The organism is Terracoccus sp. 273MFTsu3.1 (assembly GCF_000383675.1).
GTDB lineage: Bacteria > Actinomycetota > Actinomycetes > Actinomycetales > Dermatophilaceae > Terrabacter.
This window is the reverse complement of record NZ_KB911820.1, coordinates 1,090,047-1,104,244: the sequence shown is the minus strand read 5'-3', so window position 1 is coordinate 1,104,244 and position 14,198 is coordinate 1,090,047. Positions and strand designations below refer to the sequence as shown.

Here is a 14,198-nt window from a genome sequence, read left to right as displayed (position 1 = left end):
TCCGGCGCGAGCCCGCCAGGCCACGGCTGCGCCGCGACGACCCGAGCCGCGCGATGTCGCGCACGACCTGGCCGCCGGGCGTATGCCGGCCGGCCGGCCCGAGCGGCCCGGTGACCTCAGCGGTGGCCGGCGCGCAGCACGAGCTCGAGCTCGAAGCGGACCTCGGGATCGTCGAGCGCCTCGCCGAAGAGCTCCTTGAGCTGCGCCACGCGGTAGCCGACGGTCTGCTGGTGGACGAAGAGCTCGGCCGCGATCGGGGCACGCTGGCCCTGGTGGCGCAGCCAGGACAGGAGCGTCTCGGTGAGGCGCTCGCGCACGGCCGGGCGCAGGCCGTCGAGAGGCGCGAGGCGGGTGCGGGCGAGGTCGTCGGTGGCGAGCGGCTCGGCGAGGACGACGAGCTCGGCGAGGTGGTCCTCGACCCACACGGGGGCGCCGTCCACGTCGGGGCGGTCCGGTCCGGGCGCGACGCCGTGGGCCCCGGCAGCCGTCGCGAGGTGCAGCGACTCGCCTGCCTGCTGCCACGGGCGCGCCGGCCCGACGATGGCGCGCCGCCCGCGCAGGGCACGCTCGAGGTCGCGACGACGCGCCTTGCGACTGACGAACGGGAAGACGATGAGGACGTCCGTGCCTCGCTCGGCGACGAGGCCGTCGGGGCCGAGCGCGCCGCGCAGCCCGTCGACGTGCGGGAAGGGCACGAGGGCGACGACGACGACCTCGGGCAGGGTCCAGCCGACAGCCGCCGCGAGACGCGCCACGCCGCCGTCGCTCGAGTCGCCGCGCAGGATCATCTCGAGCAGCTCGCCGCGCAGCCGCAGCTGCTCACCGGCGCGCTCGGACTGCTCCTGGGCGTAGCCCTGCGCGCTGGCCGCGGACAGCTCGTCGATGTAGGCGAAGAGCGACTCGCCCAGGGAGAGGAGCACGTCCGGCGGCAGCTGGGACACGTCGACGGTGCGCGAGATCGCGCGGAAGGTGACCCGCGCGCCGTAGCGGTAGGCGGCGAGGAGGGACTCGAGACTGCGCCCCGAGCGCACCTCCCCCCGACCGAGGTTCTCGTAGACCCACTTGCCGTCCTCGGACAGCGCCTGGAGGCGGGTGCCCGGCAGGTCGAGGAACCGGTTGAGCGCTACCGTGACACCGCGCCGGACACCTTGCCCGAAACGGCCCTCCATCGGCATCGCGTAGACCGGGACGTCACGCGGGATGCCCTCGATGATCGCCTCGACGATGTCGGTCACGACGGGACGCAGCACGGTCGTCACTTCGGCGGGGAGAGACAACCACGGCGGGTCGGACGTGGCGTGCGCCACTTCGGTCTCCTGCCTTTTGTCGTCACGCAACAGTTTCCTACTCCAAAGAGTACGCGCCACCCCAAGATCCGGAAGCCCCTCGGCGGGGAACATGGAAGCATGACCCAGATCAGAGCTCTCCGGCGTGTGGCGTCGATCCTGACGACCCCTCTCGCGCCCGAGGACATCATCAATCTGGTCAACCCGCTGGCCTCGGCCCGGCAGCTGCGCGGTGTCGTCACGAAGGTGGTCCGCGAGACCCCCGACTCGACGACCATCCACTTCCGTCCCGGCCGCGGCTGGAACCCCCACGCCGCCGGCCAGTGGGCCCGCATCGGCGTCGAGATCGACGGCGTGCGCCAGTGGCGCAGCTACTCCCTGTCGGCCGCCGTCGGCCACGACCCCGCCATCACCGTCACGGCGATCGGCTTCGTCTCGACGGCCCTGGCCCGCAGCACCAAGGTCGGCGACATCCTCTTCCTCGACACCCCGCAGGGCGACTTCGTGCTCCCGGAGCACCCCCGCCCGCTCCTCATGCTGACGGCCGGCAGCGGCCTGACGCCCGTCATGTCGATGATCCGCACGCTCGTGCCCCGCCGCCCCGACGCCGACGTCGTCCTCGTCCACTCGGCGCGCACCCGCGACGACGCGCTCTTCCACGACGAGCTGCTCGAGCTCGCCGACCAGTTCCCCGGCCTCACGGTCCGCCACTGGTTCACGCGTGAGGAGGGCGGTCGCCGCCTCGACCTGTCGGACGTCACCGACCTCGAGACGCTCTGTCCCGACTGGCGCGAGCGGGCGGCATACGCCTGCGGACCCACCGACTTCCTCGACGCGGCCACCGAGCTGTGGGAGCGCGACGGCGACGACGCGACCCACGCGGGCCTCACGATCGAGCGCTTCGCGCCCGTCCTGCTCGAGGGCTCCGGCGGTGAGGGCGGGCTGCTGACGTTCGAGAAGTCCGACAAGGAAGTGGAGGCGGGCGGCGACGTCCCCCTCCTCGAAGCCGGCGAGGACTGCGGCGTCGTCATGCCGAGCGGATGCCGCATGGGCATCTGCCGCAGCTGCCTCGTCCCGCTCGTCGCGGGCAAGGTCCGTGACCTGCGCACCGGCGAGGTCCACGGTGACGAGGGAGAGCTCATCCAGACCTGTGTCAACGCGGCCGCCGGACCCGTCCACCTGGACATCTGAGAAGGGAACCACCATGACAGCCACCACGAACCGACCGACGACGACGCCCCTCGAGGCCGCCGCCACCGGTGTCGCCGAGGGCACCGCCCCGATGACCCGGAACCGGAAGCCGGTCCTCGCGGCGTCCGGCGGCCCCGCCAAGCGACCGAGTGCCGCCGCGCACCTCAGCGACGCCGACGTCGAGCAGCTCGGACGAGAGCTCGACGCCCTGCGCGACCGCGTCATCGCGACGCGCGGTGCCGCCGACGCGGCCTACATCCGCCGCGTCATCCGCGTCCAGCGCACCCTGGAGGTCGCCGGCCGCGCGACCCTGCTCTTCTCGAAGAAGCGGACGGCGTTCGTCGCCGGCACCGCGATGCTGAGCGTCGCGAAGATCCTCGAGAACATGGAGATCGGCCACAACGTCCTGCACGGCCAGTGGGACTGGATGCGCGACCCCGACATCCACTCCACGACGTGGGAGTGGGACTTCGTCACCCCGGCCGCCGCGTGGAAGCACACGCACAACGACCTCCACCACACGTGGACCAACGTGCTGGGCAAGGACAAGGACGTCGGCTACTCGATCCTGCGCATGGACGAGGACCAGCCGTGGCACCCCGGCAACCTCGGCAACCCGCTCTACAACATGATCCTCGCGCCGTTCTTCGAGTGGGGCATCGCCATCTACGACCTCGAGCTCGAGGCGGTCAAGGACGGCGAGAAGTCCAAGGACGACCTCAAGAAGGACCTCAAGGCCATGGGCCGCAAGGTCGTTCGCCAGTTCACGAAGGACTACGCCGCGACCCCGCTCGCCGCCGTCCCCTTCGGCTCGGGCAAGCAGGCGCTCATCGGCACCTTCACGGCCAACGCCATCCGCAACGTCTGGGCGCACTCGGTCATCTTCTGCGGCCACTTCCCCGACGGCGTCGACACCTTCACCGAGGAGGAGATCGAGGGCGAGACCCGCGGCGACTGGTACATCCGCCAGATGCTCGGCTCCGCCAACATCTCCGGCAGCAAGCTGATGCACCTCATGACCGGCAACCTCAGCCACCAGATCGAGCACCACTGCTTCCCCGACCTGCCGAGCAACCGCTACCACGAGGTCGCCGTCGAGATGCGCGAGATCTGCGAGCGCTACGGCCTGCCGTACACGACCGGCCCGCTCCCCAAGCAGGTCTACCAGGCATGGGCCAAGGTCTTCCGTCTCGCCCTGCCGAACCGGCCGCGACCGCTGCCCAAGAACGCCGCCCGCGCCGTCAACGCCCCGGTCCCGCCGCGGCGTCCCGCCCTGCCGATGGTGGCCCGTGTCGGCTGAGGCGGGGGCACGACCGGTGCCGACGGCCGCCTTCTTCGACCTCGACCGCACCCTGATCAGAGGCTCCGCCAACTACCCGCTCGCGATCGCCGCGTTCCGTGGCGGTCACGTGCCGTGGAAGGACCTCGTCAAGGACACCGTCAACGCGATCTCCTTCCACCGCAAGGGATCCACCGACGAGGGATCGGAGGCCCTGCGCGAGCGCATCCTCCGGGCGGTGGCCGGCATCCGGCAGTCCGACATCATCCACCTCACCGACGCGATCACCCCGGGCATCGTGCGCAAGGCCATCCCGGCCTCCATGGGCCTGCTCGCCGAGGCGCGCGCCACCGGCCACGACCGCATCGTCGTGTCGGCCTCCCCCATCGAGCTCGTGAGCCGCATCGCGACCGCGCTGGGGCTCGAGGGCGCCGTCGCCACGCGCAGCGAGCTCGACGAGGAGGGCCGCTACACCGGGCACCTGACCGGCGAGTTCTGCTACGGCGCAGGCAAGGTCATCGAGATCGAGAAGCTGGCGGCCGAGCGCGGCTACGACCTCTCTCGATGCGTCGCCTACAGCGACTCGGTCAGCGACCTGCCCATGATGGAGCGCGTCGGCGAGGCGGTCGCGGTGAACCCCGATCGTGAGCTGCGAGAGCTCGCGCGCGAGCGCGGCTGGCGCATCGTCGAGGTCGGCCGCAAGCGGCACTGATCCTCCGGGGGCGTATGCCGTCCGGCCCGGTCAGAGCGTCCAGCTGGACGCCTCGCTGCCCACGGCCATGCACCGCGTCGGCACGCAGGCCATCGTGATCGCCTGGAACGACAGACGGTTCGGCGACTGGGCCCACGAGACGCCGTTCCACACGTAGACGACGCCGTCCGACGTGGTGGCCAGGCAGCGGGTGCTCGTCTGGCACGCCATGCTGCTCATGGAGTCCGGCATCGTGCGTCGGACCGACCATGCGGTGCCGTCGAACGTCGAGTAGGTGTTGTTCTGATCGACGACCATGCACGAGGTGCGCGACACGCAGCTGAGGAGGGTCGTCCGGACCAGTCCTGAACGGCGGGCGGCCGACCACGAGCTCCCGTTCCACGTGCGGAACTGACCATCGGCGGCCATGACCATGCAGAAGCCGCTCCGGCAGGCGAACCGGACGTCCTCGCTGGTCGTGAAGAGCGTCGTGGCCCGGGCCCAGGTGCTGCCGTTCCAGCGGCGCACGTCACCGCCCTGGAAGGTGAAGCACGCCGTCGTCGCCGCGCAGGCCGAGGGCCAGTGGACGTTGAGGTCGTCGAACACCACCGCGGGCTGCCACGTCCCGGACCACACTCTCGAGGTTCCCTGCTGGGCGTCGACCGTCATGCACCACGTGGCGGAGGTGCACGAGACCGCCGAGGCGAGGGTTCCGAGACGCGTTGGAGCCGTCCAGGTGCCGCCGGTCCAGCGTGCGGCGGTGCCGTAGTAGTCGGTGGCCATGCACGACGTCGACGTCGGGCAGGAGAGGTCGGCGACCTGGCCGGACGTGGGGTCGAAGGTGGCAGCGGCCGTCCACGTCGTGCGAGCCCCGCGGTAGTAGCGCCCCCGGTCGTCGACGACGACGCAGGCCGTGGAGGTGGCGCAGTCGACCACGAGGCCGCCGCCATAGTTGTTGGTCAGCTGGTCAACGGTCCACGTCGAGCCGTTCCAACGGCCCACCCGCATCTCGCCGGCGGCATGGCAGGACGTCGAGGAGGTGCAGGAGACGGACACCGGGTTGAGGCCGAGGTCGGCCCAGGTCGCACCTGCCGATCGCCACGACGTCCCGTTCCACGTCCAGGCCGTGCTCTCGTAGGACGTGGCCATGCAGAACAGCGCGCTGGAGCACGAGAGGTCGTAGTCCGCCCAGATGTGCCCGGCCCCGACGTACGTCGCCGACCAGGATCGTCCGACCGAGCGCAGACCGATGACCGACCCGTTCGCCGCCACGCCGAGGCCGAAGCAGTTCCAGGCCGTGGGGCACGACACCCCGTCGACGCCCTGCGCCCACGGCGCGTCGACGAAGCCCGTGAGCGTGTCACCGTCCCAGTAGCCGATCCGGTCCTCGGACCCGACGTCGCCGGCGACGACCGCGCACTTGTACGCGTTGAAGCAGTCGACCTCGTGCAGCGGTGCCAGCGCGGACCGGACCGTCGTCCACGTGCCTGACCGGTAGACGCCGTAGCCGAACTGGGACACGGCGAGGCAGAACGTCGTCGTGGGGCAGGAGACGGCCCGGACGCCCGGGTTCTGTCCGTCGACGCGGGCAAAGACCTGCTTCGGCGTGCTCCACGAGGTCCCGTTGAAGGTGGTCACCCGACCGGACAGGTCGACGGCCATGCACCAGGTCGCGGTCGGGCACGACACGTCGCTCGGCTTGCCACGGTCGGGGATGGCCGTCACCGGCGCGCTCCACACGGGGTCGGCCGAAGCGGCCGCAGCCTGAGCCGTTGTGGCGGCCACCGTCGGTGCGCTTGGCTGCACGGAGGCGAGGGCCGGCGACGTCGCCGCCCCACCGAGGACCGCGAGCGCGGCGACGACCTTGACCAGCACGCGGCTCCCGCGCATCTCTCACCCCTGTGCTCCGGACGCGACGTTCGCGCGGGCCGATGCTAGGGATCTGCGCCGCTCAGGGCAAGATCCGCCGCTGGTGTGGTCCCGCGTGAGGGATCCGGGGTGCCTCGGCGCCGAGGTCAGAGCGTCCAGCTGGCCTGGTCGTCGCTCATGGCCATGCACCGGGTCGGTGTGCACACCAGCTCTCGGGCCGCGAAACCGAGACGGTTGGCACTGGGCGCCCATGCGCCGCCGCTCCACCGGTAGACCGTCCCCTCGTAGGTGGACGCCAGACAGCGTGAGCTGCTCTGACAGCCGAAGGCACCGCCACCACCCGGCAAGGTCCGGCGCACCGCCCACGTCCGCCCGTCGAAGGTCGAGTAGAGGCGGTACTCGGACTCGACCATGCAGAAGGTGTTGGACGTGCAGGTCAGCCGGTCTGCCATGCTGATGCCGGAGCGGCGTGGCGCAGACCACGCCGTCCCGTTCCAGACGCTGAACAGTCCGTCGAAGTTCATGGCCACGCAGAACTTGGTGCCCGCGCAGGCGAGCTGGACCCGCTCGTCCGAGCCGGGCAGGAGCGGCACGAGTGCAGACCACGACGTACCGTTCCACCGGCGCACCTGACCGAACTCGATGGTGAAGCATGCCGTCGTGCTCGCGCACGCGACGGGTCGGTAGGGGCCCGGGAGATCGAAGGTCGTCCGTGACTGCCACGAACCCGTCCACACCCGTGATGTCCCCTGCTGCTCGTCGACGGTCATGCACCACGAGGCCGAGAGGCACGACACGTAGGACGACCGCGTGCCGAGGCGCGTCATGCCCGTCCATCCGGTGCCGTTCCAGCGAACCGCGTTGCCGGTGACGTCCGTGGCCATGCAGAAGGTGGCGGTCGGGCACGACAGATCGTTGAGCCCCACCGAGGTGAGGTCGAAGCTGGCGGCCGGTGTCCACGTCGAGCCGCCACCTCGCCAGAAGCGTCCGCGGTCATCGACGACGACGCACGTCGAGGCGGTCGCACAGTCGACCGCGTAGCTCGCTCCGATGATCGGGAAGAGGTCGAGGATCGACCACGAGCGGCCGTTCCAGCGGCCCACGCGTTCGCTGCCCACAGCCTGGCAGGAGGTCGCCGACGAGCACGACACGGAGACGGGCGACAGGAAGATGCCCGCGGACGTCTGCCCCGCGTCGGCCCAGGACGCGCCCGTCCACCGCCACGCGTGGGATGCGCTGCTCGTGGCGAGGCAGAACGTGGTGGTGGGGCACGACATGTCGAAGGTCGACTGCCAGGAGTCGCGTACGAGGAACGACGCGACCCACGTCGCCCCTGAGGACCTGAGCGCGATCGCGCCGCCCTTCGGCTCGACACCGATGGCGTGGCACGTCGTCGCCGAGACGCACGCCACGGAGTCGACCCGGACGGCCCACGGCATGTTGACCGAAGTGGTCAGGGTCGAGCCGTTCCAGTAGGCCATCCGGTGCGCCGACCAGGCGTCGCCCATGACCAGGGCGCAGCGCATCGCGCTGTAGCACCCGACGGTGCGGAAGGGCGCGAGGCTCGAGCGCACGACGGTCCAGGTGCCCGAGCGGTAGACGCCGTAGCCGTACGCCGACACCGCGAGGCAGAAGGAGGTCGTCGGGCAGGACACCGCCGCCTGCGGCTGCCCCGGTGCCTTCGGGAAAACCTTCCTCGGTGGGCTCCACCGGTGCCCGTCGAACGTCAGGGCTTGGCCCGAGAGGTCGACGGCCATGCACCACGTCGTCGTCGGGCACGAGACGTCACTCGGCTCACCGCGGTCGGGGACGGCCGTCACCGGCGCACTCCACACCGGGTCGGCCGCAGCGGCGACGACCTGAGCCTCGGTCCCCGCCGGCCCCGACGGACGTGTCGGCCACGCCCCCGTCACCGACGGCCCTGCCGGCGCCGCGGCAAGGGCCGGCGACGTGGCTGCGCCGGTGAGGACCGCGATCGTGGCGACGACCTGAAGCAGTACGCGGCTCGCGCGCATCTTTCACCCCTGTGTGCTCGTGCGCGCGACGACCGCGCTGGCTGATGCTAGGGAGGGATGCCCGGACCGGGCAAGAGCGCACGAGTCCACGTGTGCAGCCACCGCGGACGGACGCCTCGTGTCATGCTTCGCCGCATGCCCCTGACTCGCCGGGTCGGCCCCCTCGTCCTGGTGGTGCTCACCGCGCTGGCCAGCGCGTCGTGCGGCACGCCCTCCGGGCCGGCAGGCCCCGCGACGCCGGTCGCGCCGAGGTCGGTCGACGGCGGCGGATGGTTCTCCTACGAGCCGATGACCGGGACGGCCACCGCAGACGCGTCGCCGCCGGCCGGACCGACACCGACCACGGCCACGGCCACGGCCACGGCCACGGCCGCGCCCGCCACCGACGGAGGACGCGCCATGGACACGGACCAGTTCTGGCGGCTCGTGGACCGGGCCGCCTCGCCGGATGCCGCCGGCGCGGCGGAGTCGCTCTACGGCGCCCTCTCGGCGCTGCCGCCGGACGACGTGCTCGCCTTCGAGCGCGAGTTCGTCCGGCAGATGGACCGGTCCAACACCTTCCTGCACCACGCAGCCGCCGAGACGATGATGGGCTCCACGAGCCAGGACGTCTTCGTCGGCCTCCGCACGTGGGTGCTGGCCCAGGGGCGAGATGTCTACGACGCCTTCGTCGCCGACCCGGACTCCCTCGCAGCCCACGGGCCGGACGACGACGAGCAGATCGGCGCCGCCGAGTCGTTCGAGGGAGTCGCCCTCGACGTCTGGTCGACGCAGACCGGTCGTGACCCGTTCGCGGACGGGTCGGGCGTCCCGGTCGGGGACTCGGTCTCCGACGAGCCGCGAGGGACGCGGCTCGACGAGGCCCAGCGGCGGGCCCGCTTCCCGCGTCTCACGGCCGCCTACGTCGGTGGGGACCCGAGCGTCGGGCCGGCGCCGGTCCAGCGCCGCTGAGCGCGACGGGCTGCCCGTCGCGGACGAAGGGCGTCGCTCTCCGCCACGTCACCAGCGCAAGGCGTCCTCGCCCGACGTCACCAGGAGGTGTGGAGCGGGCGTCCCTCGGCGAAGCCGGCCGTGCTCTGGAGCCCGACAACCGCACGCTCGTGGAACTCCTCGAGCGTGCGCGCACCCGCATACGTGCAGCTGCTGCGCAGTCCGGCGACGATCTGGTCGATGACGTCCTCGACGGAGGGGCGCGCGGGGTCGATGTACATCCGCGCCGTGCTGATGCCCTCCTCGAAGAGCGACTTGCGGGCGCGGTCGTAGTCGGTGTCGGTGGCCGTGCGGTTGCGCACCGCGCGGCTGCTCGCCATGCCGAACGACTCCTTGTACTGGCGGCCGTCGTTGTCGGTGTAGAGGTCGCCCGGCGACTCGAGCGTGCCGGCGAACCACGAGCCGATCATGACGTTGGACGCCCCGGCCGCGAGCGCGAGGGCCACGTCGCGAGGGTGGCGGACCCCACCGTCGGCCCAGACGTGCTTGCCGAGCTCTCTTGCCGCCGCGGCACATTCGAGCACCGCGGAGAACTGCGGACGACCGACCGCGGTCATCATCCGGGTCGTGCACATCGCACCGGGGCCGACGCCCACCTTGACGATGTCGGCGCCGGCCTCGAGGAGCTCGCGCGTGCCGGCCGCCGACACGACGTTGCCGGCGACGACGGGCACGCGCGGGTCCAGGGCGCGCACGGCACGGAGCGCGTCGATCATCTTGTCCTGGTGGCCGTGGGCCGTGTCGATGACGAGGACGTCGGCGCCGGTGGCGAGCACCTCGGCCGCCTTGGCCGCGACGTCGCCGTTGATGCCGACCGCGGCGGCGACGCGCAGGCGGTGGGCATCGTCGACGGCCGGCTCGTAGAGGCCGGCCCGGATGGCGCCACCCCGGGTGAGGATGCCGACGAGCTCGCCGTGCTCGGACACGACGGGCGCGACCTTGCGCCGGGCCGCGGACAGGCGCTCGAAGGCCTCCTGCGGGTCGATGGAGTCGGGCAGCACGACCATGTCCTCGTGCATGACGTCGTGCATCTGCGTGTACCGGTCGACGCCGGTGAGGTCCTTCTCGGTGACGATGCCGACCGGCTTGGGTCCGTCGACGACGACCGCGGCGCCGTGGGCCCGCTTGCCGATGAGGACGAGCGCCTCACCGGCGGTCATGTGTCGCTCGAGCGTGATCGCCGTGTCGTGGACGAGGTGACGCTGCTTGACCCAGCCGACGACCTCGCGCACCACCTCGACGGGGATGTCCTGCGGGATGACGGCGATGCCGCCACGGCGCGCCACGGTCTCGGCCATCCGGCGACCGGCGATCGCGGTCATGTTGGCGACGACGAGGGGGATCGTCGTGCCCGAGCCGTCGACGGTCGACAGGTCGACGTCGAGGCGGCTCGTGACCGACGAGCGGCTGGGGACCATGAAGACGTCGTCGTAGGTGAGGTCGAGCTGGGGCTGGAGGCCGTTGAGGAACTGCACGATCACCAACTCTAGGCGCCCGACCCGGGCAGACCGCATCGGACGACCAGCACCCACGGCACCCGTGGACCTACCCGGCCGGACGGCATACGCCCGTTCCGCTGTGCGCGGGCGCGCGCGGGAGGACGATGGACGGTGGACGCGACTGCGCCCCGGATCGATTGGGGGAACGCCATGACGGATGCACCGCACGTGTGCTTCGACCGGATCCTTCCCAAGGACCTGATGCGCCCTCATCGGCGCGAGCGCGGCCCGGACGGCGCGGACCGCGCGATATCGCCCATCGGCAAGGCCTGGATGAACGGCACGACCCTCAAGGTCCGCTTCCTCGAGGGCACCCCCGCGCAGCAGGCGAAGGCACGCGAGCAGGCCGCGTGGTGGCAGGCCACGTGCAACATCTCCTTCGACTTCGGTGACCACCCGAACGCCGACCTCCGGGTCTCCTTCGACCCGAGCGACGGCGCGTGGTCCTACGTCGGCACCGACAACAAGGGCATCCCGAGCAACGAGGCGACGATGAACCTCGGCTTCCTCGACGGCGGCACGGCTGGACACGAGTTCGGCCACGCCATCGGGCTCGCCCACGAGCACTCGAACCCGCAGGGCGGCATCCAGTGGAACGAGCCGATCGTCATCGCGGCCCTCGCCGGACCGCCGAACCGCTGGGACGAGGCGAAGGTGCGCCACAACGTCTTCATGAAGTACGCCGTCGACCAGATCAAGGGGACGCAGTTCGACCCCGACTCGATCATGCTCTACGCGTTCCCGGCGACGTGGACCCTCAACGGCGTGGCGACGCACGCGAACGACGTGCTGTCCTCGCTCGACAAGGCCTTCGTCGCGGGAGCAGCCATGTACCCCAAGGGTGCTCCCGTCGTCACCGATGCGGCGACCCTGACGGTCGACGGCCCGAAGGTCGAGGGCTCGATCGGCGCCGCGGGTGAGGAGGACCTCTATGCCTTCGACGTCGCGAGCGACGGGCTCTACGAGGTGACGACCCGCGGCTCGACCGACGTCTACCTCTCGCTCTTCGGACCGAACAGCGACACCGACCTCGTCGGCGAGGACGACGACAGCGGCTACGGCGTCAACGCGCGCGTGCGGGCCGGGCTGACCCCCGGCCGCTACGTCGCCCAGGTGCGTCACTACCGGCCGAGCGGGACCGGGGCCTACTCGATCCGGGTCCGCCGGCGCTGAGCCGGCTCGCGCCACTCCGTCCCCACAGCCCGTTGGGGCGGACCTCCACCCCACCACCGAGGACGTATGCCGTCCGCACGCCACCGGGCGGCATACGTCCTCGCGCTCTGCCCCGGGCGTAACGCATTGACGATCATGCGTAATGGAGTAATCCTGATTACATGATTACCAATGAAGCACTGGAGCGGGTGCGCGGCTGGTTCGTCGGCCGCCTGCCCGAGGAGTGGCGCAGCACGCCGCCCGAGATCACCGTCGACCGCGAGGAGATCACCGTCGTCCTCACCGTCACCGACGTCGACCTGCCCGACGGGTCGAGCGACGCCGAGCGGGACGAGGCCCGCGCCGGGCGCGCCAAGGCGTTCCGCGAGGACACCCGTGGTCGCCGCATCGAGATCGCCCGCGAGGCCGAGCACCGCTTCGAGCGCAAGGTGTCGTGGGCCGTCCGCGTCGGCGACCGGACGGAGCTGTTCACCCACGTCGCCGCCCCGGCGATGACCCGGCTCCGCCAGCCGGAGCGACTCGTCCTCGACACGCTCGTCGATGCCGGCGTCGCGAGGTCGCGCGCCGAGGCCCTCGCCTGGTGCGTCAAGCTCGTCGGGCAGCACGAGAGCGACTGGCTCGGCGAGCTGCGCGAGGCGATGTCGCACGTCGCCGACGTGCGCACCAAGGGCCCGGGGGCCTGATCAGCCCTGCTGGTCGGTGCCGCGCTTGACCGCGGAGATCTCGAACTCGAGCGAGATCTTCTCGGAGACGAGGACGCCGCCGGCGTCGAGCGGCATGTTCCACTCCAGGCCGAAGTCGCGTCGGTTGATCCGGCGCGAGCCCTCGAAGCCGGCGCGCAGCGCACCCATGGCGTCGGTCTGCACGCCGATGAGCTCGATCGGGATCGTGACGGGCTTGGTGACGTCGCGGATCGTCAGGTTGCCGGAGACCATGTAGGCGTTCTCCTCGACCTCCTCGATCTGCGTGCTCTCGAAGCGGATGTCGGGCCACTTCTCGACGTCGAAGAAGTCCGCGCTGCGCAGGTGGTCGTCACGCTGCTGGTTGCGGGTGTCGACGCTCGAGGCCTTGAGCACGACCTCGGCGTAGGACTTGGCCATGTCGTCGAGGTCGGCGTAGAGGCGGCCGGTCACGTCGTTGAAGGAGCCGCGCACCGTCGTCACCATCGCGTGCCGGGCCGAGAAGCCGATACGGGTGTGGGCCGGGTCGAAGTCCCAGTCCCCGCTCAAGGCGGATCCGTGGTCGGTCATGGTCTCTCCCCTGCAGGTGGATGGATGAGTCGCGGCATCCTCTCACGACCCGGGGTGTTTGAAGCTTTCACTATCGCCTCGTTCGTTGGCAAGTGGAGCACGCAGTCCAGAGCCTGAGCCCCCGGCGGCCGTCCTTCCCATACCCCTCGACGATCCCGCACACGCGCGCGATGCGCCAGCCGCGGGCGGTTTGCCTGATGCCCCGAGGGGTCGGCTATAGTTCCACTCGTTGTCGCGGCCAGGTAGCTCAGTTGGTACGAGCGTCCGACTGAAAATCGGAAGGTCGGCGGTTCGACCCCGCCCCTGGCCACCACCCCCGAAACCGCAGGTCCCCGTCGTGTGGCCTGCGGTTTCGTCGTTCCCGGGATGGGCGAGGCTGGTACCAGACGTTCTGGGCACCACCCGACGATGAGGAGCGCTGGCGATGAGGTTGAGCGAGGCGACGGCCAGGTCCCGACTGGGCGAGCACGTCCATGGCGTGCTGTGCACCCTGCACCCCGAGCGAGGTCCCGACCCCGTGCCGGTCGTGTATGCCGTGAGCGACGACGGGCACGTCGGTGTTCCCATCGACACGGTCAAGCCCAAGACGTCGTCCCGTCTGCAGCGCGAGGACAACCTGGCCGCCGACCCCCGGGGGTCCCTCCTCGTCGAGCACTGGGAGACGGAGGACTGGTCGCGGCTGTGGTGGGTCCGGGCCCAGCTCGAGCACGTGCCCGACCCGCCGGCCTCGCTCACCGACGACCTCGCGGACCGGCTGGCCCGCGCGGTGCCGCAGTACGCCGACAAGCCCTTCCACCGGGTGCTCGTGTGCCGCATTGTCCAGGTCACCGGGTGGGCCGCCGGCGAGGCGTGACGCGCGGGCCCGCGCCCCTCAAGGCGGAGGCGCCCGATCCACCTCGAACCGGGACCGCCGTCCGGGTCACGAGCGCCCGACCGGATATCGGAAGGGTCTGCG

At 71.2% G+C, this 14,198-nt stretch carries 12 protein-coding genes and 1 tRNA gene; 8 read left to right on the top strand and 5 right to left on the bottom strand.

Going from position 1 to position 14,198, the window contains the following annotated elements:
• Positions 1-116 precede the first annotated feature (116 nt).
• Complete coding sequence (locus H283_RS0105470) at positions 117-1,250, bottom strand: CdaR family transcriptional regulator (RefSeq protein ID WP_231372218.1); 1,134 nt, start codon at positions 1,248-1,250, stop codon at positions 117-119.
• A 156-nt stretch (positions 1,251-1,406) separates the two neighbouring features.
• Between H283_RS0105470 and H283_RS0105465 the strand changes: the two genes are divergently transcribed.
• From H283_RS0105465 to H283_RS0105455, 3 genes are read left to right on the top strand one after another with little or no spacing between them, the layout of a single operon-like run.
• The gene (locus tag H283_RS0105465; protein WP_028785341.1) at positions 1,407-2,477 is read left to right on the top strand and encodes a ferredoxin reductase; all 1,071 of its coding nucleotides are present in this window, start codon (positions 1,407-1,409) and stop codon (positions 2,475-2,477) included.
• A gap of 13 nt (positions 2,478-2,490) precedes the next feature.
• Positions 2,491-3,777 (top strand): fatty acid desaturase, encoded by a 1,287-nt coding sequence (locus H283_RS0105460; protein WP_020142511.1) that lies wholly within the window; start codon positions 2,491-2,493, stop codon positions 3,775-3,777.
• Entirely contained in the window at positions 3,767-4,468 is a 702-nt protein-coding gene (locus H283_RS0105455) for an HAD family phosphatase (protein ID WP_028785340.1), read from the top strand. The genes H283_RS0105460 and H283_RS0105455 overlap by 11 nt, the downstream gene beginning before the upstream one ends.
• Before the next feature lie 30 nt (positions 4,469-4,498).
• Here the strand turns inward: H283_RS0105455 and H283_RS0105450 are convergent, their stop codons facing one another.
• Together H283_RS0105450 and H283_RS0105445 are read right to left on the bottom strand one after the other, a co-directional pair.
• Positions 4,499-6,337 (bottom strand): hypothetical protein, encoded by a 1,839-nt coding sequence (locus tag H283_RS0105450; RefSeq protein WP_020142509.1) that lies wholly within the window; start codon positions 6,335-6,337, stop codon positions 4,499-4,501.
• A gap of 125 nt (positions 6,338-6,462) precedes the next feature.
• Entirely contained in the window at positions 6,463-8,331 is a 1,869-nt protein-coding gene (locus H283_RS0105445; RefSeq protein WP_020142508.1) for a hypothetical protein, read from the bottom strand.
• Positions 8,332-8,466: 135 nt separating this feature from the next.
• On the opposite strand from H283_RS0105445, the gene H283_RS0105440 reads away from it, so the two are divergent.
• On the top strand, positions 8,467-9,282 hold the full coding sequence (locus H283_RS0105440; RefSeq protein WP_196805908.1) for a DUF4240 domain-containing protein: 816 nt from the start codon (positions 8,467-8,469) through the stop codon (positions 9,280-9,282).
• Between the two features lie 77 nt (positions 9,283-9,359).
• Here H283_RS0105440 and H283_RS0105435 read toward each other — a convergent pair whose 3' ends face one another.
• Positions 9,360-10,796, bottom strand: a complete 1,437-nt coding sequence (locus H283_RS0105435) for a GuaB1 family IMP dehydrogenase-related protein (protein WP_028785339.1) — start codon at positions 10,794-10,796, stop codon at positions 9,360-9,362.
• A 174-nt stretch (positions 10,797-10,970) separates the two neighbouring features.
• Here H283_RS0105435 and H283_RS0105430 point away from each other — a divergent pair, with 174 nt between their 5' ends.
• Together H283_RS0105430 and H283_RS0105425 are read left to right on the top strand one after the other, a co-directional pair.
• Entirely contained in the window at positions 10,971-11,993 is a 1,023-nt protein-coding gene (locus H283_RS0105430) for a M12 family metallopeptidase (RefSeq protein WP_020142505.1), read from the top strand.
• A gap of 161 nt (positions 11,994-12,154) precedes the next feature.
• The gene (locus H283_RS0105425; protein WP_043647959.1) at positions 12,155-12,676 is read left to right on the top strand and encodes a hypothetical protein; all 522 of its coding nucleotides are present in this window, start codon (positions 12,155-12,157) and stop codon (positions 12,674-12,676) included.
• Here the strand turns inward: H283_RS0105425 and H283_RS0105420 are convergent, their stop codons facing one another.
• Positions 12,677-13,243, bottom strand: a complete 567-nt coding sequence (locus H283_RS0105420) for a YceI family protein (protein WP_020142503.1) — start codon at positions 13,241-13,243, stop codon at positions 12,677-12,679.
• Positions 13,244-13,479: 236 nt separating this feature from the next.
• Between H283_RS0105420 and H283_RS0105415 the strand changes: the two genes are divergently transcribed.
• Both H283_RS0105415 and H283_RS0105410 read left to right on the top strand, forming a co-directional pair.
• Positions 13,480-13,556, top strand: a tRNA-Phe gene (locus H283_RS0105415).
• Between the two features lie 111 nt (positions 13,557-13,667).
• The gene (locus H283_RS0105410) at positions 13,668-14,096 is read left to right on the top strand and encodes a pyridoxamine 5'-phosphate oxidase family protein (protein ID WP_043647956.1); all 429 of its coding nucleotides are present in this window, start codon (positions 13,668-13,670) and stop codon (positions 14,094-14,096) included.
• Positions 14,097-14,198: the final 102 nt, after the last annotated feature.

Coding starts and splice junctions, on each gene's coding strand:
- H283_RS0105465 (WP_028785341.1), top strand. CDS start 1,407: ATGACCCAGATCAGAGCTCTCCGGCGTGTGGCGTCGATCCTGACGACC.
- H283_RS0105460 (WP_020142511.1), top strand. CDS start 2,491: ATGACAGCCACCACGAACCGACCGACGACGACGCCCCTCGAGGCCGCC.
- H283_RS0105450 (WP_020142509.1), bottom strand. CDS start 6,337: ATGCGCGGGAGCCGCGTGCTGGTCAAGGTCGTCGCCGCGCTCGCGGTC.
- H283_RS0105445 (WP_020142508.1), bottom strand. CDS start 8,331: ATGCGCGCGAGCCGCGTACTGCTTCAGGTCGTCGCCACGATCGCGGTC.
- H283_RS0105440 (WP_196805908.1), top strand. CDS start 8,467: ATGCCCCTGACTCGCCGGGTCGGCCCCCTCGTCCTGGTGGTGCTCACC.
- H283_RS0105430 (WP_020142505.1), top strand. CDS start 10,971: ATGACGGATGCACCGCACGTGTGCTTCGACCGGATCCTTCCCAAGGAC.
- H283_RS0105425 (WP_043647959.1), top strand. CDS start 12,155: ATGATTACCAATGAAGCACTGGAGCGGGTGCGCGGCTGGTTCGTCGGC.
- H283_RS0105420 (WP_020142503.1), bottom strand. CDS start 13,243: ATGACCGACCACGGATCCGCCTTGAGCGGGGACTGGGACTTCGACCCG.
- H283_RS0105410 (WP_043647956.1), top strand. CDS start 13,668: ATGAGGTTGAGCGAGGCGACGGCCAGGTCCCGACTGGGCGAGCACGTC.